Raw genomic sequence first — 21,962 nt, forward strand, 5'->3', positions numbered from 1 at the left:
TTCACGCAGTGTTACAACTATCGGGTGTGGCGCTGGCCATAAAACATCCGGCCGCGTTGGCCCACAGCACACATGTGGGTTAGCGTCTCGTTTGCGCACCAAGTCGGGGGTGCGGCAAAGCCTCATGTTTCTTCTGCACTGAGGAGTGCCGTGGGTACGAAATTCTCGGTCGCCAACAATGCGGTTACCGCGCACGCGACCAATCTTGATTCCACCGTTGCCGCTCTGAACGGCCAGGCTTCACGATTCCTGGCGTCCGTCGAGAGCCTGCCTTCCGTGTGGAAGGGCGCGTCCTTCGATTCCTGGGATCGCCTGTCCACCACCTGGCATCAGGCCATGAACGACCTGAACACCGCGCTGGAGCAGATCCGCGCCGGTATCGGCCAGGCGGGATCGCTCTACACCTCCGGTGAGGTCGACCAGGCCGGTGCGCTCGATTCCGCGTACCAGTCCTTCGCTTGGGACGCCGCCAAGTTCCGCGGCTGAGCCACAACACTTTTCATTCATCGGCGTGCTTCCCCGCGCCGATCGCGCCTTCGGCGACGCCTGCTGCTCCACCCCTGTCGCCGAAGGCCCGCTCACACGGTCGGTTTCCCGCACATTGATCCATCGTGCGCGGGAAACCGACTGTGCCTCAAATACTTTCGACCATAGGGGTCACAGCCATGTCTGATCTTTTCGCATACGACGAGGGTGTTGCCGAAGGCGCCTCCTCCGACCTGCTCGGCGTCGCCGGCGGCATCGAATCCTCCCTCGACGAACTCTCCGGCTTCGTGGGCCGCGTCCAATCCCAGTGGGAGGGCGACGAAATGCACACCTATCAGGCCATCCAATCCCAGTGGAACACCGCCGCCGACACCATCCGCGAAATCCTCCGCCAGATGACCGGCTCCCTGGAGAACAACACCGGCCTGGTCCGCGACATGCGCACCAGCGTCCGCGGTGCCATCACCCGCTGACCGTTCCCCGCCGCCGCAGCGCGGTCCGACATTCGCGAGTTCATGCGCGGCCTCGCGAGTGTCGGTCCGCGCTGCGCACCCGGCGCGCCTACCGCAAAAGGACAGCCCCCCAATGCGTTTCAAGAAGTACACGGCTACAGCCGTCCTCGCGGTAGCCAGCACCGCCGTCTTCACGGCCACCGCCAACGCCGAGACCGCGGCCCTGCCCACTGCCTTCCAGTTGCCCGCGGTCTCCGTTCCGCCCGCTGGCGAGATCGCCGCAGCGGATGAGGTCGCCGCAGATGGCGAGATTGTCGCGGCAGGCGGGGCCGTCGCCGTGGGCGATATCCTCGCGGCCAGTGAGATCGGCACAGTCGCAACGCTTCCCGCGGCCCCTGCTGCCGATGCTGCCAGTGGTGTGGACCCCCTGAAGGTTCAGAACGCCATCCTGGCGGGCGCGGGTATCGGCGCGGCAGTGACCGGCATCCCCGCCGCGGCCGTGGGCGGCATTACCGGCGCTGTCATCGGTGGCGCGATCGGGGGCGCCACCGCCTTCGCCGGTAGTGCCCTCACCGGCGTCGGCATCACCATCGCCGGAGCCGCCCTCGGCTGCGTCCTGACCCTCTGCCTCGCAGACGGATTGATCGTCCCCGCCCTCAGCGGCGCGATCATCCCCGCTGCCCTCGCCGCCGGAGCCGGCGGCGCGATCTCCGGAGCCCTCACCGGTGCCCTGCTCGGCGGCGCGGCCCTCGGCCTGCCCGCCGCCGCGGTCGGCGGCGTGGTGGGCGCCGGCATCGGCGGAGCCGCCGGCCTCGCCGGCATCACTCCTTAACCGCTGCACCCAGCCCGCACAAGCTCGCTATATCGGATCGGGGACCGATTACATGGCTGCCACATCGTCCGGGGTGCACGCTGACGCACCCGAAACCGACACAGGTCTGCTGGACCAAGCACTGACCTCCCTCACCGAAGGCCGCTTTCCGGCAGAGCTTTTCGTCATGGACGGCGACCCGGACCGGATCGCCGGCACCGGCCGCGCCTGGTCCGACTTCGGCCGCGCAACCACCGACGCCAGCCACCGCATCGCCGCCCTGGACACCTCCCGCTTCCTCGGCCTGGAAGCCACCCTCTTCACCGGCGTCAAGGACGACTATCTCGCCCACCGCCTGCAGATCACGGGCGAGGCCTACACCCGCGCCGGAAACTCGTTGCAGCAGTACGCCACAGAGCTGGCTCGCCTCCAGATCCAGATGGACCCCATCGCCGCCGACGCACCCCACACCTATGGGGAGCTTCAGGAAGCCGTTGCCGCAGTGCGGACTTCGAATGTGGTCACACTCGGCGGCGCGCTCGACCACCTCGGCAGGGTTCGGGCGCGCTGGGATTCTCTTGTCACCACGGCCACCGATCTGCAACGCGAGCTCAATCGTGCGGTCGAGACGACAGTCGCCGACATCAACTCGGCAACTGCCCTGCGGTTCGCCGAAAACCCCATTGGGGAACAAGCTTTCGCCATTGTCGGCCGTGGCATCGACTCGGTCTTCGACCGTCCCTTGAACCCCGTAGCAGCCCAGTCGGGTCCCATGCGGACACTCGTCAACGGGTCCGACACACTCAGCGAAATCGCGGGCGTCTCATCCACCGCGGCCATTCTCCCCTCGATCACCGCCGTCGCCGCGCCACTGACCGCCGCAGCCATCACCGGCAGCACCCTCTCGGCCGCGGCCGTGAAAACCGCCACCGGCATAGGAGATTGGCGCCGCATCCTGCTGCGCGCCGCCCTCGACGCCATCCCCCTGGCCAAACCCGCCCGTCTCGCCTACCGCGTCGCCGGTATCAGCGGCCTGGCCCCCACCGACGACCTTGTGGATCTCGTGGTCCCCGATCCCGACACCCCTACAGCAGCAGGGCGATTCGGCACGGGGAAACTCACCACCATCCCCGACCCCGCTCTCAGCGGAGCCCCGTTCGTGCTGCGCATCCCCACCCGCCTGAACCAGCGCGACCAGCAGCGCGGGGCCGAGTACGACGATGGCCGGCACAGCACCGGCACGGCGTCGGGCGAACGTATCCAACTGGTGCTGGATCCGGCCGCCGGCTACGAACAGCTCACCGTTCCCGCCTCCGGCGGCGGCGAACAGAACTTCATTCTGATCAACCACCGCGACGCACCCGTCCGCTACCGGTTCGCCGCACCGCTACCCGCGGACGGCCGCATCGAAGCCAACCCTGACGGATCGATGTCGATCGTCGACGCGGACGGTGGGGCCGTCGCTCATATCGCACGACCCTGGGCATACGACGCCCTCGGCCGACCGGTGGCCACCGACTACACCGCGGATGGCGAAGGACTCGTCCAAACCGTCTATCCCACACCGGATTCGGTCTTCCCGATCCTCGCCGATCCACCTATCCCCACCGCCCCCATCCCCACCGGGCCGCTGAGCGACGTCACCGCGACCGAAGGCCGCAATACCGCAACCTGGACCGTCGACGAACTCGGCCGGCCGGTCAAGGCCACCGCCATCCTCAAAGAGGCCTTCGCCGACGAAACACGCGGCAGCGCCGAGAACGACTACACCAGCCGGGTCGGCAAGGCAGGAGGTCGCGATGCCTCCAATGGCGGGCCGGACGACGGCGGCCATGTCATCGGCCACCGCTTCATGCGAGACCAGGGCCTGAAGAACATGTTCCCGCAGAACTGGAACTTCAACCGCAGCGCCTACAAGAAGCTCGAAAACGAGTGGGCCGCTTGGACGGACGCGGGCGGTGTCGTCTATGTGGACGTCGAGCTCGAGGAGTTCGACGGTGTTCGACCGGATGTCGTTCGGGTCCGATACCGCGTCGAAACACCCGATGGCACGGTCGTATACACGCCCGAGCAAGAGACTTTCGACAACGAATCGAATCAGGAGTTCAAACGGCTCACTGGAAAGCAGGTCCGGCGGCTGATGAAGGATGCCCTGGACGAGGAAGCCAATGGCGGCCAGGGTTCCGGCGGCGGTTCTCCTCGAGACGGAGAGGATGATTCGACCGTCGACCACGCGGACCCGGAGACATCGGAACCTGCTCCGGAGCCGACCGGTCCTCAGGACTCACTCATTGCGGTACCGCAGCCCGGCGACCATCAGTTGCCCGGACAGCCTTCCGGTCCCCGCGGCCCCGGCGTGCCAGGTGAGTTCGAGCAGCCGGAAGGCCCCGCCGTCCCGCTCGATCCAGAGAACCCCGATGTTCAGCCCCCGATCGAGCCCACCGAACCACAATTCCCCCTCGAACCGTCTCCTGTTGAACCGACTGTGCCAGAGCCGATTCAGCCGCCGGTGGTACCCGATCCGGTGAACCCGCCGGTGCAGCCACAGGACCCGGTCCCAGTACAGCCCGGCCTACCGCAGCCGCCGCCGGTGACATTGCCGTCGCCACCGCCGAACTATCACTTCGTGCCCGACGATTCCGCCAATCCCAATGGAGGATGGTGGCTCGCTCCGAATCCGAAGTACAGCGAGGTCTACCCGCCGGACGGACAAACGTTGCCGGTGCCACCGCAGGGCTACTCCTGGGAATATCGCAATGGGATCTGGAATCTGGAACAGACTCCACCCGGCTATACGGCGCCGCCGGGAACTCCGCACTGGCTACCGACGGCACCGCCGGGGTATCACTGGGGTCCGTACAACGGTGGCGGTGTCACCCTGCTCCCCGACAACCCGCAGCAGCCCAGTCAACCGCAGACCCTTCCACCGGCGCCCTACGGATACGGATGGTTGAGTCAACCCGGAGGCGCACAGCTGTATCCGATGCCGTACAAGCGTGTTCCGGGTGATCCACAGGGTCTCGACCCGAACCCGCAACCGACGCGACCGAACAAGCCGGACAACGGTGGCAGCAAAGACCCGTCGCTGTGGGATCGAATCAACCCGTTCGGTAAGGGCACGCCGGGGTTCCCCGGAATTCCGATCCCCCTCCCCAGGGGACGAATTCCCGTGCCGCGGTTCGCCGATCTGGACTCCGGGCCCGACCGCGCCCCTGAGCCGAACTACATCCCCGAGCCATCGGAGCCGACGCCGGACCACGAGGACTTCGCGCCACCGGAACCAGCACCCACGCCTGAACCCGAGACCTTCACACCACCGGATCCGCCGGAGGCCGACTACAGCCCGCCACCCGCGCCGGCTCCCGCTCCGACACCTGCTCCCGCAGCTCCGGAGCCCAGCCCCGGCCAGCCGACGCCGGCTCCGGCGCCTGGACCAGGATGGAATGGTGGAACCGGACCCAATCTGAGTCCCGAAGACCGAGTATGACCACGCGCAGCGACCTGACCTTGCTACCACCGACAGAAGAGATTGGAGCCCGAAAAGATGGCTGACCCCACCTTCGATTCGCCGGAAGCCGACGCCCTCCTCCTGGAAGTGGGCTCGAATATCCTCAGGGACCGAGAGTTTGCCGACGATTACGGGAAGTTTCGTTGGGAAGCGCTGAGTGTGGTCGTTCGGATCAATGATCATGCGATCTGGATGAACGGCTATGGCTACTCTGACACCGGCCGGTGGGAGGCGCGGACGCCGCGGAGCGATGATCTGAAGGACAAGATTCGACGTCTGCGAGCAGTCATGCAGAAACCCGGAGAGACTGCGTGGCAGTCCTGCCTCATTCAGCTCAAACGATCCGATATGGCATTGCAGATCGATTTCGAATACGACGACGTCGATCGCTGGTTCGACATGATGCCCAGAGAGCTCATGCCACAGTGAGTTTCAAATCGTTTGCGCGCGTCCTCGGGGCGAGATTCGGCCGCGGTGTCGGCGCTGCCGATGCACCGGAAACGCATGCCATGTCCTGGGATGAGGCGCGGCCGCTGCTGCGGCCGGTGTTGAAGGCTGTCGGGCGGACCATCTCCATGAGCACCGGCGGACGGCCGCTCGCACGACCGGTATTTCCGTTCGTGGACGCGATGGTGGTGATCGATCTGCCGGATCGGCGAGTCCTCGTGGATGAACCTCGAATCGAGGAGTGGGGTATCGGCGCGGGCGAGGTGTTCGAGATCGCGCTGCAGAACTTCATGCAGGCGATAATCGTTCCGACGGAGAAGGATTCGCCGATCCGATTCGTCGATCACGGTGACGGGTACTTCACGTCGCTCCTCTTGATTCCGGGCTGGCTGTCGTTGTTCAGCGACGGGGAACATCGGCCGGTGGCGTTCATTCCCGATGAACGGAATCTGATCCTGTTGCAGGACAAAGGGGATGGCGTCGAGAAGATGTTCGCCCTGGTGGCCGAGGAATATCTGGGATCGGACTGTCGGGTGTCGCCACAGGCGTACACGGTCGACGAAAACCACGCGGTTATTCCTTACGATCGAGCGGAGCCACTCTCGGTTGCCGCGCGGAGCGCCACCGCGCAACTCGCGCTCACCGGCTACAGCACCCAGACGACGTTTCTCGAGCACATTCTCGACGAGAACCCGGACGCCCTGAGTCGGCGCTACGGCATCGAGTACGCCTACCCTTCGGACATCTTCGACGCCGAACCCGCGGGCCTGCCCGCCACGATCATACCCTGGTGCCATGGCACGGCTTCCCTGCTGCCCGATGCCGATTACCTCGACTTCTGCGAAGTGGACAGCAACGGGCAGATCACCGGATCCATCACCGCGCCGCTGAGACTCGCCGTCGAAACGCTGGGACTGGCTCCGGTGCCAGGACTGTGGCCACGCCGTTTCGAGGCGCGCGAGTGGCCTGACGACGCGACGCTGGCGCAGCTCGCGGCGAGCGTGAACCAGCGCTGGCGGCAATAGAGTTCAAGACCTGCTCAGAGTCGATCCGGATGCCATGGCGGTGTGACGTCATGGTCGATGGTACGGCGGCTCGGCTGCAGGAATAGATGGATGCCGGCGAGGGCGGCGCCGGTCAGGAATCCGCCCAGGTGGGCTTGCCAGGATGTGGAGTAGGCCGAAAAGGCAAGTCAGACAAGGAAGATGGCTGCCAGGGAGGCGGCGCCGGCTCGCTCGGTTCGGTTGCGGAGGTTCAGCCCGAACAGCGCGGCGACCAATCCGTAGACGGCGCCTGACGCGCCCACCACCAGGTCGTCGGGGGCGAGCCGATAGACCGCGAGACTGCCGCCGATGGCCGAGCCGAGGTACAGCAACAGCATTCGGAGGTGGCCGGTCAGCGGCTCGATCGCGCGGCCGAACAGCCACAGCCACACCATATTGCCGGCGATGTGTGCGACGCCGATGTCCTGACCGGGCTCGAGATGCAGGAAGGCGCCGGTGAGTAGTCGGTACCACTCACCGAATTCGATTCCGGCCAGCGAATCACCCGGTTCCGGATGCCCGTCGTACAGATAGACGGTGCCGTCGTTGAGATAGCCGCGACCGAGCGTGGCGAATCTGTCCTGCAGCCGTGGGTCGATCAGTTGCGCCGCGTAGGTGAGTAGATTGACCGCGATCAGTAGGTAGGTGACCGGGTGCTTACGCAGGTCGGCGGCGAGTTTCGGAGGCATGGCACTCCTCGAATGGGGGTGCGGTGCGTCAGAATTGGTTGCCGCTGACGTCGGAGATCTTCCAGCCCTGGTTGCGGTCTACGGTCAGCTTGTAGGTGATCGTGGTGCGAACGGGGGAGGGGCTCTGGGTGGTGGTGGCGGTGCTGTCGATGAACACGTCGACCTGGTAGACGCCGTTCGATGACGAGATCACCTTGGCGGCAAGCAGACTCGCGGTCGACACCCAGCGGAGCGGGACGATGATCTCACGCAGCTGCGCGGCGGAACCGTCGAACTCGGCGGCCAGCTGCGGGGTCGTATTGGCCTTGAGCCGCTGCTGCCAGGAATCGAAGTCGCGGTAGTCGACTGTGGCCGCGCCGACCGCGTAATCGGAGGCGATGGATTCGGCGCGCTGTTCGTCGTTCTGCCCGAAACCTGCACTGCCGGTGCCGATATCGGCGTGCGCCACGCCGGTGGCGCCGAGTGGAACGAAGAGCGCGACCAGCAGCGAGGCAGCGAGTCGAGCCGCGCGGGTACGTGCCGTGTTGTCGATCATGTGTGAATCCCCCGGATGAATGTATTAGCTGGACGGACGCTAACCGACGGCCGATCCCTGAGCCAAGTCCACGCGGCGGAATATGGTCAGCGCCACAAACGGCGCGGGGCCGGTTCGCTCGGGTGAGCGAACCGGCCCCGCAACGGGATTCAGCGAACCTTACGCCGTCGGCGCGAAGGCTTCCTCGATGATCTCCTGCTGTTCCACCGCGTGCACCTTGGACGAACCCGAGGACGGGGCCGACATGGCGCGGCGGGAGATGCGGCGCAGCTTGTTGAAGCGGGCCGGGAGGATCTCCGGGAGGTTGAGGCCGAAGAACGGCCACGCGCCCTGGTTGGCGGGTTCTTCCTGGACCCACACCAGATCGGTGGCGTTGGCGTAGCCTTCGAGGGCCTCGTTCAGGCGGAACTTCGGGATCGGGTAGAGCTGCTCGACGCGGACGATGGCCACGTCGTCGCGGTTCTGCTTGTTCTTCTCGGCCGCCAGCTCGTAGTAGATCTTGCCGGAGGTGAGGAGAACGCGCTTGACCTTCGAACGGTCGCCGTCGCCCGACTCGTAGGTGGGCTCCTCCAGGACGGTGCGGAACTTGTTGTCCGTGAAGTCCTCGATGTCGGAGACCACGGCCTTGTTGCGCAGCATGGACTTCGGGGTGAAGACCACCAGCGGGCGGCGGATGCCGTCCAGGGCGTGGCGGCGCAGCAGGTGGAAGTAGTTCGACGGGGTGGACGGCACCGAGACCGTCATCGAACCCTCGGCGCACAGCTGCAGGAACCGCTCGATACGACCCGAGGTGTGGTCGGGGCCCTGGCCCTCGTGACCGTGCGGCAGCAGCAGCACGACCTCGGAGAGCTGACCCCACTTGGCCTCACCGGAGGAGATGAACTCGTCGATGATGGTCTGCGCGCCGTTGACGAAGTCACCGAACTGCGCTTCCCACAGCACGAGTGCGTCCGGGTTGCCCAGCGAGTAGCCGTATTCGAAACCGACGGCCGCGTACTCGGACAGCGCCGAGTCGTGCACCGCGAACCAACCCGGGTTCTTGGAGCCGATGTTGTGCAGCGGCGTGTACTCGGCACCGGTCTTGCGGTCGATGATGACCGAGTGGCGCTGCGAGAACGTGCCACGACGCGAGTCCTGACCGGTGAGACGCACCGCGTGCCCCTCGTCGATCAGCGTGCCGAAGGCCATCAGCTCGGCCATGGCCCAGTCGACCTTGCCCTCGTAGGCCATCTCGCGGCGCTTCTCCATGACCGGCTTGACGCGCGGGTGCACCGAGAAGCCCTCCGGCGCGTTGACGAACGCGTCGCCGATCCGCTGCAGAACCGTCTTGTCCACGGAGGTAACGAGATTCGCGGGCAGCTGCTGCTCGTCCTCGACCGATTCCGACGGCTCCGGCGAGTACTTCTCCAGCTCGCGCACCTCGTTGAAGATCCGCTCCAGCTGACCCTGGTAGTCGCGCAGGGCGTCTTCGGCTTCCTTCATGGAGATGTCGCCACGACCGATCAGCGACTCGGTGTACGCCTTGCGCACCGAACGCTTGGTGTCGATCACGTCGTACATGTGCGGCTGCGTCATCGACGGGTCGTCGCCCTCGTTGTGGCCACGACGGCGGTAGCAGATCATGTCGATCACGACATCGCGGTTGAAGCGCTGGCGGTAGTCGACGGCCAGCTTGGCCACCCACACACAGGCTTCCGGGTCGTCGCCGTTGACATGGAACACCGGCGCACCGATGAATTTCGCGATGTCCGTGGAGTATTCGGTGGAACGCGAGTACTCCGGTGCGGTGGTGAAGCCGATCTGGTTGTTCACCACGATGTGCACGGTGCCACCGGTGCGGTAGCCGCGCAGCACCGACAGGTTCAGCGTCTCGGCGACGACACCCTGACCGGCGAAGGCCGCGTCACCGTGCAGCATCAGGGGCACGACCGAGAAGGTCCGCGCCTCTTCGCCCTTGGTGACGATGTCTTCCTTGGTGAGCAGATCCTGCTTGGCACGAACCAGACCCTCCAGCACCGGGTCGACGGCCTCGAGGTGCGACGGGTTGGCCGTCAGCGAGACCTCGATGTCGTTGTCGCCGAACATCTGGATGTAGGTGCCGCGCGCACCCAGGTGGTACTTCACGTCGCCCGAGCCGTGCGTGGCGGCCGGGTTCATATTGCCCTCGAACTCGGTGAAGATCTTCGAGTAGGGCTTGCCGACGATGTTCGCCAGCACGTTCAGGCGGCCGCGGTGCGGCATGCCGATGACGACCTCGTCGAGGGCGTGCTCGGCGCACTGGTCGATCACGCCGTCCATCATCGGAATGACGGACTCCGCGCCTTCGAGTGAGAAGCGCTTCTGGCCAACGTATTTGGTCTGCAGGAAGGTCTCGAACGCCTCGGCCGCATTGAGCCGGGACATGATGTACTTCTGCTCGGCCACAGTCGGTTTCGCGTGCTTCTGCTCCACGCGATCCTGAATCCACTGCAGCTGTTCGGGATCCAGGATGTGGGTGTACTCCACACCCACGTGGCGGCAGTACGCGTCGCGCAGGATGGACAGCACGTCGCGCAGCTTCATGCGCTCCTGGCCGTGGAAGCCCGCCACGTTGAATTCGCGGTCCAGGTCCCACAGGGTCAGGCCGTGCGAGGTGACATCCAGGTCCGGGTGCGAGCGGAACTTGTCCTTCACCAGCCGCAGCGGGTCGGTGTCGGCCATGAGGTGACCGCGGTTGCGGTACGCCGCGATGAGCTCCTGCACGCGGACGCTCTTGTCGACGCCGCGCTCCTTGATGTCCTTGCGCCAGCGCACCGGCTCGTAAGGAACACCCATGCCGTGGAAGATCTCGTCGTAGAACTCGTCGGAGATCAGCAGCTGGTGGATGGTGCGCAGGAAGTCACCGGACTCCGCACCCTGAATGATGCGGTGGTCGTAGGTGGAGGTGAGCGTCATGAGCTTGCCGATGCCGATCTCGGCGAGCTGATCGTCGCTCATGCCCTGGAACTCGGCCGGGTACTCCATGGCGCCCGCGCCGATGATCGCGCCCTGGCCCGGCATCAGACGCGGCACCGAATGGTTGGTGCCGATGGTGCCCGGGTTGGTGAGCGAGATGGTGACGCCGGAGAAGTCCTCGGTGGTCAGCTTGCCGTCACGCGCGCGGCGCACGACGTCCTCGTACGCGCTGTGGAACTGCGCGAAGGTCATGCCCTCGGTGTTCTTGATGGCGGCGACGGCCAGGGTGCGGCTGCCGTCCTTGGCGCGCAGGTCGATGGCCAGGCCCAGATTGGTGTGCGCGGGGGTGACCGCGTTGGGCTTGCCGTCGACCTCGGCGAAGTGCCGGTTCATGTTCGGGAACGACTTGATCGCCTGCACGATGGCGTAACCCAGCAGGTGGGTGAAGGAGATCTTGCCGCCGCGGGTGCGTGCGAGGTGATTGTTGATGACCAGACGGTTGTCGATCATCAGCTTCGCCGGAATGGCGCGCACGGAGGTGGCGGTGGGGATGGTCAGCGACGCCGACATGTTCTTCACGATGGCCGCTGCCGGCCCGCGTAGCACCTTGGCCTCGTCTTCGGCGGCGACCTTCGGGCCCGCGGTGGGGGCCGCGTTGGAGGTCGGCGCCGGGGTGGTCTGCGGAGCACGCTGCTGCGCGGCCGGTGCCGGGGCGGGCGCGGCGGCGGGCTGCGGCGCAGGGGCCGGGGCGGGGGCTGCGGTCGGCGCAGCGGCGGGAGCTGAGGCGGCTACCGGCTTGCTGTTGCCGGTGTCGCCGGTGTTCTCCGGCGTGTAGTCGGCAAGGAACTCGTGCCAGCTCTCATCGACGGACGAGGGGTCTTGCTTGTACTTCTGGTACATCTCGTCGACAAGCCACTGGTTCTGTCCGAACTGGTCTGTTGAGCTGCTCACAGCAGGTGTTCGCCTCATTTCGTTCTTCGCGCTGCGACGTTTGTGACGTGCCCGGCACGGGTAATCGGCGGATGCGCGCCGATGCGCCCCCACTGAGGATATGCCCACCCCGATTCGCCCGTGGGCACACCTACCACTGCGCGGGCACATCCACTCGTGACGACTCGTCCTCTCGCGAGAATATTCCTTCTTCGGCCAGTGCCGCAGCCCATAGTTCCGCGTACACCCCGCGTTTCGATAGCAATTCGGCATGGGTGCCGATTTCGGCTATGCGACCGTGCGCGACCACGGCGATTCGATCGGCCTGCGCGGCCGTCGCCAAACGGTGCGCCACGATGACGGCGGTCCGGCCCTGCGTCACCGATTCGTTCGCCACCAGGACCGAGGCTTCGGCGGCCGGATCCAGCACGGCGGTGGCCTCATCCAGCAGCAACAGGTCGGGGTGCACGATTTCGGCGCGGGCCAGCGCGACCAGCTGCCGCTGCCCGGCGGACAGCCCGCGACCGCGTTCGCCGACGGGGTGCCGCAGGCCGCCGGGCAGGGTGTCGAGGGTGTCGAGAGCACCGACCGCATAGGCCGCGTCCGCGATTTGTGAGGTTGTGGCGAAAGGTTTGCCAAATGCAATGTTGCTCGCCACGTCCCCGGCGAAGAGGTGAGCTTCCTGCGGGACCACGCCGAGCCGGGCACGGTAGTCGGCGAGGCGGTAGTCGCGGATATCGACGCCGTCCACGCGGATCGCGCCGGTGGGGTGGGACGTGTTCTCGTCGCGGGGCATGTCGTAGAGGCGTGCCAGGAGTTTGACAATGGTCGATTTCCCCGCGCCGGTCGCGCCGACCAGAGCCAGCGATGTGCCCGCGGGGATGCGCAGGGTGACACCGTCCAGCGCGGGCGTGCGGGTACCGGGGTAGTGGAAGCGCACATTGTCGAAGACGACCTCGCCGCGCAGTGCGCCGTCGATCGGCTTGGCGTCCACCGGGTCCGGGACGATCGACGACGGGGTGCGCAGCAGTTCCGCGATCCGGCGCAGGCCGACCGCCGCCTGCTGATATCCGTCGAACAGCTGCGACAGCTGGTAGATCGGGCCGAACAGCAATTCCAGATACAACACGAAGGCGATGAGCGTGCCCGCCGTGGTGGTGCCGCCCGCGACCTCCTTCGCACCCCAGAACACCACGCCGGCCAGTGCGATATCCGCCCACATGCCCACGAAGGCGAAGAACACCGCGATGGCGCGCTGGGCCCGCATCCGGCTCACGCGGTAGCGGTCGGAGTATGCGGCGAACCGTTCCGCCGAGACCTGCTCGTGCCGATTGGCCTGCAGCGCACGCAGTCCCGCGACATTCTCGGCGAAATCGGCGTTGACCGTTCCCGAATGCTCGCGCGATTCGCTGTAGGCGGCATTGGACACCTTGCGGAAGATCCAGATGGCGATGATCAGCAGCGGCAGCAGAAGCAGCACGACCATGGCCAGCCGCGCGTCGATCACGACCAGCGCCACCATGATTCCGGCCACCATGAGCAGGCTGACCAGGGCTTCCGGCAGTCCGGTCTGCAAGAAGGTGGACAGGGCATCGATGTCGGTGGTCATCCGGGTCATGATGCGGCCGGACAGTTCTCGCTCGTAGTAGTCGAGTCCCAGGCGTTGCAGGTGGGCGTAACTGCGTACCCGCAGCCCGTACAGGACACGTTCGCCGGCGCGGGCGCCCCACAGCAGGGCGGTCGACGCGACGATCCAGCCGAGCCCGGCCAGCAGTCCGCCGATGATCGCCGCCCGGGTCAGCGCGGCGCTGTCGGACCGGCTCACACCCGAGTCGATGGCATAGCGCACGATCGTCGGAAAACCCACTCCGACAAGGGCATCCACGGCCAGCAGGGCCACCGCCAGTACGACCAGCCAGCGCACGGTCCGCAGTAGTTTCGGCAGCCGGAAGCCCGGATCGGGGGCCCGCAGCGGTTCGTCGTCCACCTCGGGTTGTTCGGTGGCGGCGGGCAAGGTGGTCAGCGCCTTGCGCACTTCGGCGGGAGTGTCGCGATCCAGGAGTTCCGCGGCCCTCGGATCGGCTGCCGGGGTGTGTGCCTCGTTCGCCGAATGCGCGGATCCGCCGCTGGCGGGGGCGTTCCGGCGCGGTTCACCCGGAGCGCGTACCAAGGAGGTATGGGCTTGGGTGACCATCCGCAGCGGACGCCGTTCTACGGCGTGCTCATGCTGCTGGCTGTCATGGGGCTCGGATTGCTGGTACGTGACGTGCCCATTGTGTGGCTGCGCCTGGTGCTGTTCGCCGGTCTGTTCGTGGTGGCCGCGGCCGGGTTCGTCATGACCTTCCGGGACTACTCCCGCTGATTCCGGGCCGGGCAGCCGGATGACCCGGTCCGCATGGGCCAGGGTCGATTCGCGGTGCGCGAGGATGAGGGTGGTGCGGCCGGCATCGGTGGGCAGCGCGTCGAAGATGGCGGCCTCGGTGAGCGCGTCCACCGCGGAGGTGGCGTCGTCCAGCACGAGGACGCGCGGATCGGCGAGCAGGGCGCGGGCCAGGGCGATGCGCTGACGCTGACCGCCGGAGAGGGTGAGACCGCGTTCGCCGACCACCGTGTCGTAGCCGTCGGGCAGGGCCTCGATGAACTCGTCGGCGGCGGCCTGCCGTGCGGCGGTGCGGATTTCGAGCTCGGTGGCGTTTCGGCGGCCGAGCGCGATATTGGCGGTGATGGTGTCGGACAGCAGGAAGGCGTCATCGAACACCACGCCCACGGCGGCGCGCAGATCAGCGGCCCGCAGGTCGGCGATGTCGGCTCGGGAATCGTTGTTGTACAGGGTGATTCGGCCCGCGTCCGGGCTGAAGAAGCGGGGGAGCAGCAGCGAGAGCGTGGACTTCCCGGAACCGGCGGGGCCGATGACGGCGACCGTCTCGCCGGGAACGACCTTCAGGTCGAAGTCGCGCAGAACGGGGCGATCGTCGTCGAATCCGAAAGTGAGCGAGCTGATTTCGATGCCGAGCGGGCCCGCGGGCAGATCCACCGGGTGTTCCGGATCGATGCGCTCGGGCGCACTGTCGATGACCTGGTGCACGCGTTCGGCGGCAGCGCGAGTCAGCTGCGCCATCACCACCACCATGGAGACGGTGCGGGTGGCATTGGACATGGTCGACACGTAGGCGGCGAATGCCAGGAACGTGCCCACCCCGATGGACCCGTGCAGCGCCAGCACGCCGCCCATGGTGATGACGGCGATCAGCGCCGCCTGCGGGATCGTGGACAGCGTCGGCCCGAACCGCGCGTCGATGCGGGCGGCCCGCATGCGCTCGGAGAACAGCCGTCGCGCATGCCCTTCCAGCACATCCACCATGCGGGCTTCCTGCCCGAAGCCCTTCACCACGCGCACGCCGGTGACGGTCTCCTCGACATGCTGGGCCAGATCCGCGCCGCGCTGCTGCGCCGACCAGGTGGCCGCGTACAGCCGGGGGCGCACCCGGTACACGACCAGCGCCATCACCGGAACCATGAGCAAGGCGGTGAGAGCCAGCGGCGGAGACAGCCACACCATGACGACCGCCGACAACACGAACTGCAAGGCCGCCAGCAGCGACCACGGCCCCATGGCCAGCAGCCCCTGCACCAGATTCAGATCCGAGATGGACCGCGACACCACCTGTCCGGTCCGCAGTTCGTCCTGCCCCGGCCCGTCCATGCGATGCAGTGCCCGCAGCAGATCCACCCGCAGTTCGTGCTGCACATCCAGCGCCAGCCGCCCGGCCAGCATGCGCCGCCCGAAACTGGAGATCGCCCGGCCGACGGCGACCGCCACCAGCAACCACGCCATGGTCGTGATGATCGCCGTATCCCCCGCGACGGCCCCGTCCAGCGCCCGTTTGGCCAGCAGTGGTGAAACCACCGTGACCACCGCGCCCAGCATCACCACCAGCGCCAGCCCCGCCAGCAATCCGGGATGTTCCCGGCACCGCTCCCACAATCGCCGCAGCCAGCCCCGCGTGGTCACATCCGCCGCCGGGCCGCTCATCCTCTGCACAGTCTCGATCACAGTCATCCCCAATCGAAGGTAACTACCGCCACCGACAGTGATTTGTTCCCGCAGGTCAGTTGCGATGGGTGACCCCACACCCCAACTCGCCGCCGCACAGCCCTGATCCAGGTTGCGGGGCGGCGAGCCGGGGTGTGGGGTTGTGTTGGGCGGGGTGGCGTGATCGGCTGGGGGGATGCCGATTCAGCGTTTGAACCATGCCGTTCTGTTCGTCTCCGATGTGGAGCGATCGGCGGCCTTCTATGGTGAGGTGCTCGGGTTCCGGCGGTTGCCGGGTGGGTTTCCGGGGGCGGTGTTCCTGCAGGCGGAGGGGTCGGCCAATGATCACGATCTAGGGCTGTTCCAATCGCCGGATCCCGCGACGCCGGCGCGGACGGGGCGGGTGGGGTTGTATCACCTGGCCTGGGAGGTGGATACCCTCGCCGAGTTGCAGCGGATCAGTGAAACCCTGCGTGCGGCAGGGGCTCTCACCGGAGCCTCGGATCACGGGTCGACGAAGGCGCTGTACGCGGCGGATCCGGATGGGATCGAATTCGAGGTGTGCTGGCTGGTGCCGGATGCTGCCGTGGAGGCGGAGCTGGCGGGTATGGCGTCACCGAGCAGTCCGCTCGATCTGCCCGGTTTGATCGCGAAATACGGTGCGGAGACGCCGGGTGGGCCGCGCACCGATCATGAGGTGTGGCGGCGGCTGTTCGCCGATCGCGGCTGAGAGCTACCTGGTCGGCAGTTTCGGGGCGGAGGTGTCGGCCAGGTCGCGGCGGGTGAAGTCCCACCACGCTGCGGTGACCGCGCCCGCCGTCCACAGCAGCAGCAGGACCATGGCGGCCGGGGTGGGTGCGATGAAGGCGACGGATTCCGGAATGGTGTCGCCGGTCATCGTGCCCACCGTGGTCGATACCGGCAGCACCGTACAGAGGGCGGGCAGGCCGATCGCGTTGGCGATCAACCAGATCAGCGGTTCGAGCACCATGAGGCCCACCACCGCGACGACGGCCCGCGTCGGTGTGCGCAGCAGGAATCCCAGCGCCGCCCCGATGACCGACCAGCACACGGCGGCCAGCGCCACCCCGCCCAGAATCGCGACGTGCGTCCAGCCGAGGCTCACCTCGCCGCGTGCGAACAGCAGGAACGCCCCGCCGCCCAGCAGCTCCATTCCGACCACGGTCGCCAGCGAAAACAGCGCTGTGACACCGAGTTTCGACCCGAGCAGCACATTCCGGTCCGGTGTGAACAGCGCACTGATGCCCAGCGTCCCGTAGCGGTACTCGGCCCCCGCCGACTCCGCCCCGAACACGCCGGCCAGCACCACCGCGAGCGCCAGCACCGCCGCTACGAGGATCGCCCCGAACCCGAACGGCTCGGGCAGCGGCTGGTTCTTCCAGTCCTCGGGCCGCAGCGTCAACCCCAGCGCGGCGAACGCGACCACGCTCGCCGCCACCAGCACGGCCGCCAGCTGCGCATAGGCCCGCACCGAAACCACTTTGCGCGCTTCGGAGTTCGCGGCCCGCTTCACCGATTCCGGCACCGCTGTGAGGATCATCGGGCAACCTTTCGTGGAAGATCACGGGCATCGCCCGCCGCGCAGCGCCGATTCTCTGACACCGGCACCCCTGCACGCGACGATGTGCGCGCGTGGCCGCGCAGCGCAGTCGTGCCGTGGAGGAGAGCGGTGCCGCGCCGTCGAGCCGTGCCATGGAGCGGTGCTGTGCCGTGGAGTGTCGCCGCGTCGCGAAGCGCAGCCCGACCGCATTGCCGCGTCGCATTGCCTTGTGCGGCGTCGCATTGCATTACAGCGCCGCGGTGGAGCGTGTCGCCGGCCCGCAGGGTGTCGTCGTGTCCCAGCGGGCCGCTGCCGCACCTCGGACCGGGCGAGGGGCGTCGGTTCACCGCGGCATCCCGAAGGGGGCCGGGAAGGTGGCGGGGCGGTGGGTGAGGGTGGCGAGCACCTGGTCGGGGTGGACGTGTTCGGGGGTGATCTCGGTGAGCTGGACGCGGGCGGTCTGGGCGGCCGATTCCAGTTGGGCCAGGGTGGCTTCGGCGACGGCGAGGCGGCCGTCCGGGCGCATGACGGCGTCGGTGTAGCCCTGGGCTGCCAGGGTGGTGGCGAGGGCGATCGGGCTGGAGGCGCGGACCAGGAGGCGGTCGGGGTGGCTGCGGCGCAGGCGGGCGGGGCTGCCCTGGTAGACGATGGCGCCGTGGTCGAGCACGATCAGTTCGTCGGCGAGGGAGATGGCCGCGCTCAGCGTGCGGGAGGTGAGCAGGACCGTGCCGCCGCGGCGGGCGTGGGCGCGCAGATATTCGGCGAGCCAGGCGATTTCGGGTTGCTCGAGACCGGCCATCGGGTCGTCCAGCACCAGCAGCGGCGGGTCGCCGAGCAGGGCGATGGCCAAGGCCAGGCGGGTCTGCTGTCCGGGGGAGTAGGTGCTGATTCGGTGGTCCGCCACGTCGGTGAGCTGGAGCAGGGCCAGCAGTTCGTCCACCCGGGCATCGGAAACTCCTGCGGCGGCGGCGAATACGCGTGCCTGACCGCGCCCGGTGCGCGCCGGGTGCAGGCCGCGCGGGGCGAGCATGGCCCCGATGGGCTGGCGGCCGCGCCGGATACCGGAGCCGGGTCCGCCCACGCTCGCGGTGCCCGACGTCGGTTTCAGCTGGCCGAGCAGCAGTCGCAGCAGCGTCGTCTTGCCCGCGCCGATCGGCCCGACCAGAACCGCGATGCTGCCCGCGGGGACGACGAAACTCGCGTCGCGGACGGCGGCGACCTCGCCGAAGTTCTTGCTCAGCCCGGCGGCGGCGAAGGCGAGGGGACGCGGCCGGCTCACGGCTGCTTGGTCCGGGGTGCGGCTTCCACGGCGGGCAGCGGATCGGCGTCGATCACCATGGGTTGCGGCCAGGTGACCGGCGGTGCGCCGAAGGCCCTGCGGGAGTTGTCGATCAGCTTGTGGCCCAGGGCCCGGTTGCCGAATCCGCCGATGGCCGCGCCGATTCCGGCCGGGATCACCTTGCCGACCATGAGCGCCGCACGCTTGGTGACGAACTGCACCAGGAAACGCTTGAGCAGCGAATCGTTCATGGAGCTGATGCCGGGGATCTTGTTGGCCATCAGATTGCCCCAGTTCTTGGCGGAGGAGCCGACGCTCTTCTGCACGATCTCCATGCCGCTCTCGCCGAGCACCACCGCCAGCACCAGGGCGCGGCGGCGTTCCTTGTCCTCGGGGGCGACGCCGTGCACGGCGGCCACGGCCAGGGTGTAGAGCGCGGAGGCTTCCAGGAAGAACGCGGTCTCGGCGCTCATGGCCGCGACGGAGGCGATGGTGCCGACTCCGGGGACCGCGGCGGCCGCGCCGACGGCGGTGCCGCTGCCGGTGACGGTATTGAGGTACAGCTTCTCGATGCGCGTGATGATCTGCGCGGGCGACTCGCCGGGATGCGATTTCCGCATCTTCTCGACGTACTTGGCGACAGCGGGCGCCTGTAGTTGCGATCCGTTGTCGAGCAGCTGCACGACCGCCTTCTCGAGCCCGGTCTTGAACATCGACAACACCCCTAACTTCGCGCGGTCCTCCGACCGAAACTCTATGGCACCGGGACAACGATTCGCGCGGTACACCGGTTCCTGCACCCCCTGGATACCCGCCGCACCGGGGCTCTCACGTGTGGTCATGGCGACACGCCGCGCGAGTCGGCCTACGGTGGGTACGTGGCGGGTGTGTCCGAAGGCGCGACCGGGTTGCCCGATCGCCGGCTGCGCGAGTACGTCCTCGGGTACGAGGGCTATCTGCTGCGCGGCTTCGACCCGGGTACGCACGTGGGGATGCCGAGTTCGGTGCTGACCATGATCGTCACCATCGACGAACCTGTCAGTCTGTCGGTATCCGCGCACCCGGATCAGCCGCCCGGCAGCTGGGACATGCTGGCCAGCGGACTCACCGTGCGCCCGGCCACCATCGCGCACAACGGTTTCCAGCACGGCGTGCAGCTGGCATTGACAGCGCGCGGCTGCCGCGCCCTGTTCGGCATCCCGACCGCCGCCCTGGGCGCCTGGGTGGTGGATCTGCGCGAGCTGCTCGGCCCGAGCGCGGTCGAGCTGCGCGAGCGCCTGTCGGCCACGGCGAGCTGGCCGCGCCGCTTCGCCATCCTCGACGAGATTCTGCTGCGCCGCATCGAACCGGTGCCGTGGAATCCGGAACTCGCGCACGCCTGGAAGCTGCTGTCCGGCCCGGACCCGGAGGTGCGGGTGGGTGCGGTCGCCGACGAGATCGGCTGGAGCCGAAGACATCTCGGCAATCGGTTCGCGGCCGAATTCGGGGTGACGCCCAAGGACGCCGTGCGCATCGCCCGCTTCGAACGCTCACATCAGCTGCTGCGGCAGCCGCAGGCGCCGCTGCTGTCGGAGGTGGCGGCGCTGTCCGGCTATTACGACCAGGCGCATATGGCCCGCGAGTGGCGTGAACTGGCTGGTATGCCGCCCTCGGTGTGGCGGGAACGCGAGGAGTTCCCATTCGTCCAAGACCAACAGCGGGGCTAGCGGCGAGGCTGGATTCATGAGCGAATCGACAGTCAAGACAGCAACCCCCATCTGGCCGACCCTGTCCTATCGGGACGCCCGCGCGGCCATCGATTTCCTGGAGCGCGCCTTCGGTTTCGAAGCCGCGTTCGTGGCCGCCAGGGATGTGGTCGAGCATGCCGAGCTCACCTGGCCGGGCGGCGGCGGCATCATGCTCGGCCAGGTCCGCGAGGATATGGCCATCAAGGAACAGCCGCCCGGTGTCGGCTCGGTGTACATCGTCGTCGGCGATCCGGATGCGGTGTACGCCCGCGCCGAGGCGGCGGGCGCGACCATCATCCGTGCGCTGCGGGACGAAACCGAGTACGAGTCACGGGGTTTCGTCTGCCGTGACCCGGAGGGCGTGTACTGGAGTTTCGGCACCTACGCGGGCGCCGCGAAATCCTGATCAGGCCGGTTGGTGACCCGCGGGCACCCGCTCGGCCGGGAGCGGCGGCGGTGGCGGCGTGCCGTCGCCGAAGGGCTTGCCGCCCAGCGCTTCCCGGCCGTGCGGGGTCAGCCAGTTGCCGAGCTCGGGGCCCTTCGGCACGACGCGGGTGGGATTTATGTCGGTGTGCACGATGTAGTAGTGCTGCTTGATCTGCACGAAGTCGATGGTGTCGCCGAATCCGGGAGTCTGGTACAGATCGCGCGCGTACGCCCACAGTGCGGGGAACTCGATCAGCTTCTGCCGATTGGTCTTGAAGTGCCCGTGATACACCGGATCGAAGCGCGCGAGTGTGGTGAACAGCCGCACGTCGGCCTCGGTGATGGTGTCGCCCACCAGGTATCGCTGCCCGGCCAGCCGTTCCTCGAGCCAGTCCAGGGCGGTGAAGAGCCGGTCGTAGGCGGCGTCGTAGGCGGCCTGGTCGCCGGCGAATCCGCAGCGGTAGACACCATTGTTGACCTCGGTGTAGACCCGCTTGTTGACGGTGTCGATCTCCTCGCGCAGATCCTTCGGATACAGCTGCGGGGCGCCGTCGCGGTGGAATTCGGTCCACTCCGTGGAGAAGTCGAGGGTCATCTGCGCGTAGTCGTTGGTTGCGACCTGACCGGTCGGCACGTCCACGATGGCCGGGACGGTGATGCCGCGCGGGTAGTCCGGGTACCGCTTCAGGTACGCGTCGCGCAGAAAGTGGATCCCGAGAACCGGATCCACCTCGCCGGGGTCGAGATCGAAGGTCCAGCTGCGCTTGTCGTGCGTGGGCCCGCACAGGCCCAGCGACAGCACCGATTCCAGCCCGAGCAGGCGTCGCACGATGAGCGTGCGGTTGGCCCACGGGCAGGCGCGCGCGGCGACCAGGCGGTAGCGCCCGGGTTCGACGGGATAGCCGTCGCGCCCGTCCGCGGTGATCCGCGTGGTGATGTAGTTCGTGTCCCGCTTGAATTCGCCCGGCTCGACGTAGCTGCCCGGCTCGGTCTTGGACTCGGTCACCCGCTCAGTCTTCCAGAAGGCCGGTGCGGTGGCGGGTGGAAGCCCGGGTCGCGGTGATCGGGGCAGGTCCGCGCGCGATCCACCCTTCCTCGAAT

Annotated in this window: 17 protein-coding genes; 9 read left to right on the forward strand and 8 right to left on the reverse strand. The window is 67.5% G+C overall.

From position 1 onward, the window contains the following. Positions 1 to 150: 150 nt before the first annotated feature. The 6 genes from H0264_RS11905 (at position 151) to H0264_RS11930 (ending at position 6,729) form a co-directional block, all read left to right on the forward strand. Positions 151 to 486 carry a WXG100 family type VII secretion target gene (locus H0264_RS11905; protein ID WP_181584013.1) on the forward strand — a complete coding sequence of 112 codons (336 nt, stop codon included), beginning with the start codon at positions 151 to 153 and terminating at the stop codon, positions 484 to 486. A 179-nt stretch (positions 487 to 665) separates the two neighbouring features. Beyond that, on the forward strand, positions 666 to 959 hold the full coding sequence (locus H0264_RS11910; protein ID WP_181584014.1) for a WXG100 family type VII secretion target: 294 nt from the start codon (positions 666 to 668) through the stop codon (positions 957 to 959). A 112-nt stretch (positions 960 to 1,071) separates the two neighbouring features. Further along, entirely contained in the window at positions 1,072 to 1,770 is a 699-nt protein-coding gene (locus H0264_RS11915; RefSeq protein ID WP_181584015.1) for a hypothetical protein, read from the forward strand. Positions 1,771 to 1,822: 52 nt separating this feature from the next. Further along, positions 1,823 to 5,236: a DNA/RNA non-specific endonuclease gene (locus tag H0264_RS38990; RefSeq protein WP_181584016.1), complete on the forward strand. Its 3,414-nt coding sequence runs from the start codon at positions 1,823 to 1,825 to the stop codon at positions 5,234 to 5,236. Positions 5,237 to 5,293: 57 nt separating this feature from the next. Next, positions 5,294 to 5,686, forward strand: coding sequence for an antitoxin YezG family protein (locus H0264_RS11925; protein ID WP_181584017.1), 393 nt, complete (start codon positions 5,294 to 5,296; stop codon positions 5,684 to 5,686). 146 nt (positions 5,687 to 5,832) lie between these two features. Further along, positions 5,833 to 6,729, forward strand: coding sequence for a DUF1444 domain-containing protein (locus H0264_RS11930; RefSeq protein ID WP_181584018.1), 897 nt, complete (start codon positions 5,833 to 5,835; stop codon positions 6,727 to 6,729). A gap of 167 nt (positions 6,730 to 6,896) precedes the next feature. Here H0264_RS11930 and H0264_RS11935 read toward each other — a convergent pair whose 3' ends face one another. From H0264_RS11935 to H0264_RS11950, 4 genes are all read right to left on the reverse strand, one after another. After that, on the reverse strand, positions 6,897 to 7,436 hold the full coding sequence (locus H0264_RS11935; RefSeq protein WP_181584019.1) for a rhomboid family intramembrane serine protease: 540 nt from the start codon (positions 7,434 to 7,436) through the stop codon (positions 6,897 to 6,899). Positions 7,437 to 7,464: 28 nt separating this feature from the next. After that, positions 7,465 to 7,971, reverse strand: a complete 507-nt coding sequence (locus tag H0264_RS11940; RefSeq protein WP_231083086.1) for a hypothetical protein — start codon at positions 7,969 to 7,971, stop codon at positions 7,465 to 7,467. 159 nt (positions 7,972 to 8,130) lie between these two features. Further along, positions 8,131 to 11,874 carry a multifunctional oxoglutarate decarboxylase/oxoglutarate dehydrogenase thiamine pyrophosphate-binding subunit/dihydrolipoyllysine-residue succinyltransferase subunit gene (locus H0264_RS11945; protein ID WP_181584020.1) on the reverse strand — a complete coding sequence of 1,248 codons (3,744 nt, stop codon included), beginning with the start codon at positions 11,872 to 11,874 and terminating at the stop codon, positions 8,131 to 8,133. Between the two features lie 112 nt (positions 11,875 to 11,986). Continuing rightward, complete coding sequence (locus tag H0264_RS11950; protein WP_181584021.1) at positions 11,987 to 15,868, reverse strand: ABC transporter ATP-binding protein; 3,882 nt, start codon at positions 15,866 to 15,868, stop codon at positions 11,987 to 11,989. A gap of 196 nt (positions 15,869 to 16,064) precedes the next feature. Here H0264_RS11950 and H0264_RS11955 point away from each other — a divergent pair, with 196 nt between their 5' ends. Further along, a complete protein-coding gene (locus H0264_RS11955) occupies positions 16,065 to 16,598 on the forward strand; it encodes a VOC family protein (RefSeq protein ID WP_181584022.1) in 534 nt (177 codons plus the stop codon). Between the two features lie 3 nt (positions 16,599 to 16,601). Here the strand turns inward: H0264_RS11955 and H0264_RS11960 are convergent, their stop codons facing one another. The 3 genes from H0264_RS11960 to H0264_RS11970 form a co-directional block, all read right to left on the reverse strand. Continuing rightward, complete coding sequence (locus tag H0264_RS11960) at positions 16,602 to 17,429, reverse strand: ABC transporter permease (RefSeq protein ID WP_181584023.1); 828 nt, start codon at positions 17,427 to 17,429, stop codon at positions 16,602 to 16,604. A 343-nt stretch (positions 17,430 to 17,772) separates the two neighbouring features. Continuing rightward, positions 17,773 to 18,708 (reverse strand): ABC transporter ATP-binding protein, encoded by a 936-nt coding sequence (locus H0264_RS38995; RefSeq protein WP_181584024.1) that lies wholly within the window; start codon positions 18,706 to 18,708, stop codon positions 17,773 to 17,775. Next, positions 18,705 to 19,421, reverse strand: coding sequence for a hypothetical protein (locus H0264_RS11970; RefSeq protein ID WP_181584025.1), 717 nt, complete (start codon positions 19,419 to 19,421; stop codon positions 18,705 to 18,707). The genes H0264_RS38995 and H0264_RS11970 overlap by 4 nt, the downstream gene beginning before the upstream one ends. 165 nt (positions 19,422 to 19,586) lie before the next feature. Between H0264_RS11970 and H0264_RS11975 the strand changes: the two genes are divergently transcribed. Together H0264_RS11975 and H0264_RS11980 are read left to right on the forward strand one after the other, a co-directional pair. Then, positions 19,587 to 20,414, forward strand: a complete 828-nt coding sequence (locus tag H0264_RS11975; RefSeq protein WP_181584026.1) for a helix-turn-helix domain-containing protein — start codon at positions 19,587 to 19,589, stop codon at positions 20,412 to 20,414. 16 nt (positions 20,415 to 20,430) lie between these two features. Then, the gene (locus H0264_RS11980) at positions 20,431 to 20,841 is read left to right on the forward strand and encodes a VOC family protein (RefSeq protein WP_181584027.1); all 411 of its coding nucleotides are present in this window, start codon (positions 20,431 to 20,433) and stop codon (positions 20,839 to 20,841) included. Here the strand turns inward: H0264_RS11980 and H0264_RS11985 are convergent, their stop codons facing one another. Continuing rightward, positions 20,842 to 21,867: a glutathione S-transferase family protein gene (locus H0264_RS11985; protein WP_244976163.1), complete on the reverse strand. Its 1,026-nt coding sequence runs from the start codon at positions 21,865 to 21,867 to the stop codon at positions 20,842 to 20,844. Positions 21,868 to 21,962 lie beyond the last annotated feature (95 nt).

The organism is Nocardia huaxiensis (genome assembly GCF_013744875.1).
Lineage (GTDB): Bacteria > Actinomycetota > Actinomycetes > Mycobacteriales > Mycobacteriaceae > Nocardia > Nocardia huaxiensis.

Coding starts and splice junctions, on each gene's coding strand:
- H0264_RS11910 (WP_181584014.1), top strand. CDS start 666: ATGTCTGATCTTTTCGCATACGACGAGGGTGTTGCCGAAGGCGCCTCC.
- H0264_RS11915 (WP_181584015.1), top strand. CDS start 1,072: ATGCGTTTCAAGAAGTACACGGCTACAGCCGTCCTCGCGGTAGCCAGC.
- H0264_RS38990 (WP_181584016.1), top strand. CDS start 1,823: ATGGCTGCCACATCGTCCGGGGTGCACGCTGACGCACCCGAAACCGAC.
- H0264_RS11925 (WP_181584017.1), top strand. CDS start 5,294: ATGGCTGACCCCACCTTCGATTCGCCGGAAGCCGACGCCCTCCTCCTG.
- H0264_RS11930 (WP_181584018.1), top strand. CDS start 5,833: ATGAGCACCGGCGGACGGCCGCTCGCACGACCGGTATTTCCGTTCGTG.
- H0264_RS11935 (WP_181584019.1), bottom strand. CDS start 7,436: ATGCCTCCGAAACTCGCCGCCGACCTGCGTAAGCACCCGGTCACCTAC.
- H0264_RS11940 (WP_231083086.1), bottom strand. CDS start 7,971: ATGATCGACAACACGGCACGTACCCGCGCGGCTCGACTCGCTGCCTCG.
- H0264_RS11945 (WP_181584020.1), bottom strand. CDS start 11,874: ATGAGGCGAACACCTGCTGTGAGCAGCTCAACAGACCAGTTCGGACAG.
- H0264_RS11950 (WP_181584021.1), bottom strand. CDS start 15,868: ATGAGCGGCCCGGCGGCGGATGTGACCACGCGGGGCTGGCTGCGGCGA.
- H0264_RS11955 (WP_181584022.1), top strand. CDS start 16,065: ATGCCGATTCAGCGTTTGAACCATGCCGTTCTGTTCGTCTCCGATGTG.
- H0264_RS11960 (WP_181584023.1), bottom strand. CDS start 17,429: ATGATCCTCACAGCGGTGCCGGAATCGGTGAAGCGGGCCGCGAACTCC.
- H0264_RS11970 (WP_181584025.1), bottom strand. CDS start 19,421: ATGTTCAAGACCGGGCTCGAGAAGGCGGTCGTGCAGCTGCTCGACAAC.
- H0264_RS11980 (WP_181584027.1), top strand. CDS start 20,431: ATGAGCGAATCGACAGTCAAGACAGCAACCCCCATCTGGCCGACCCTG.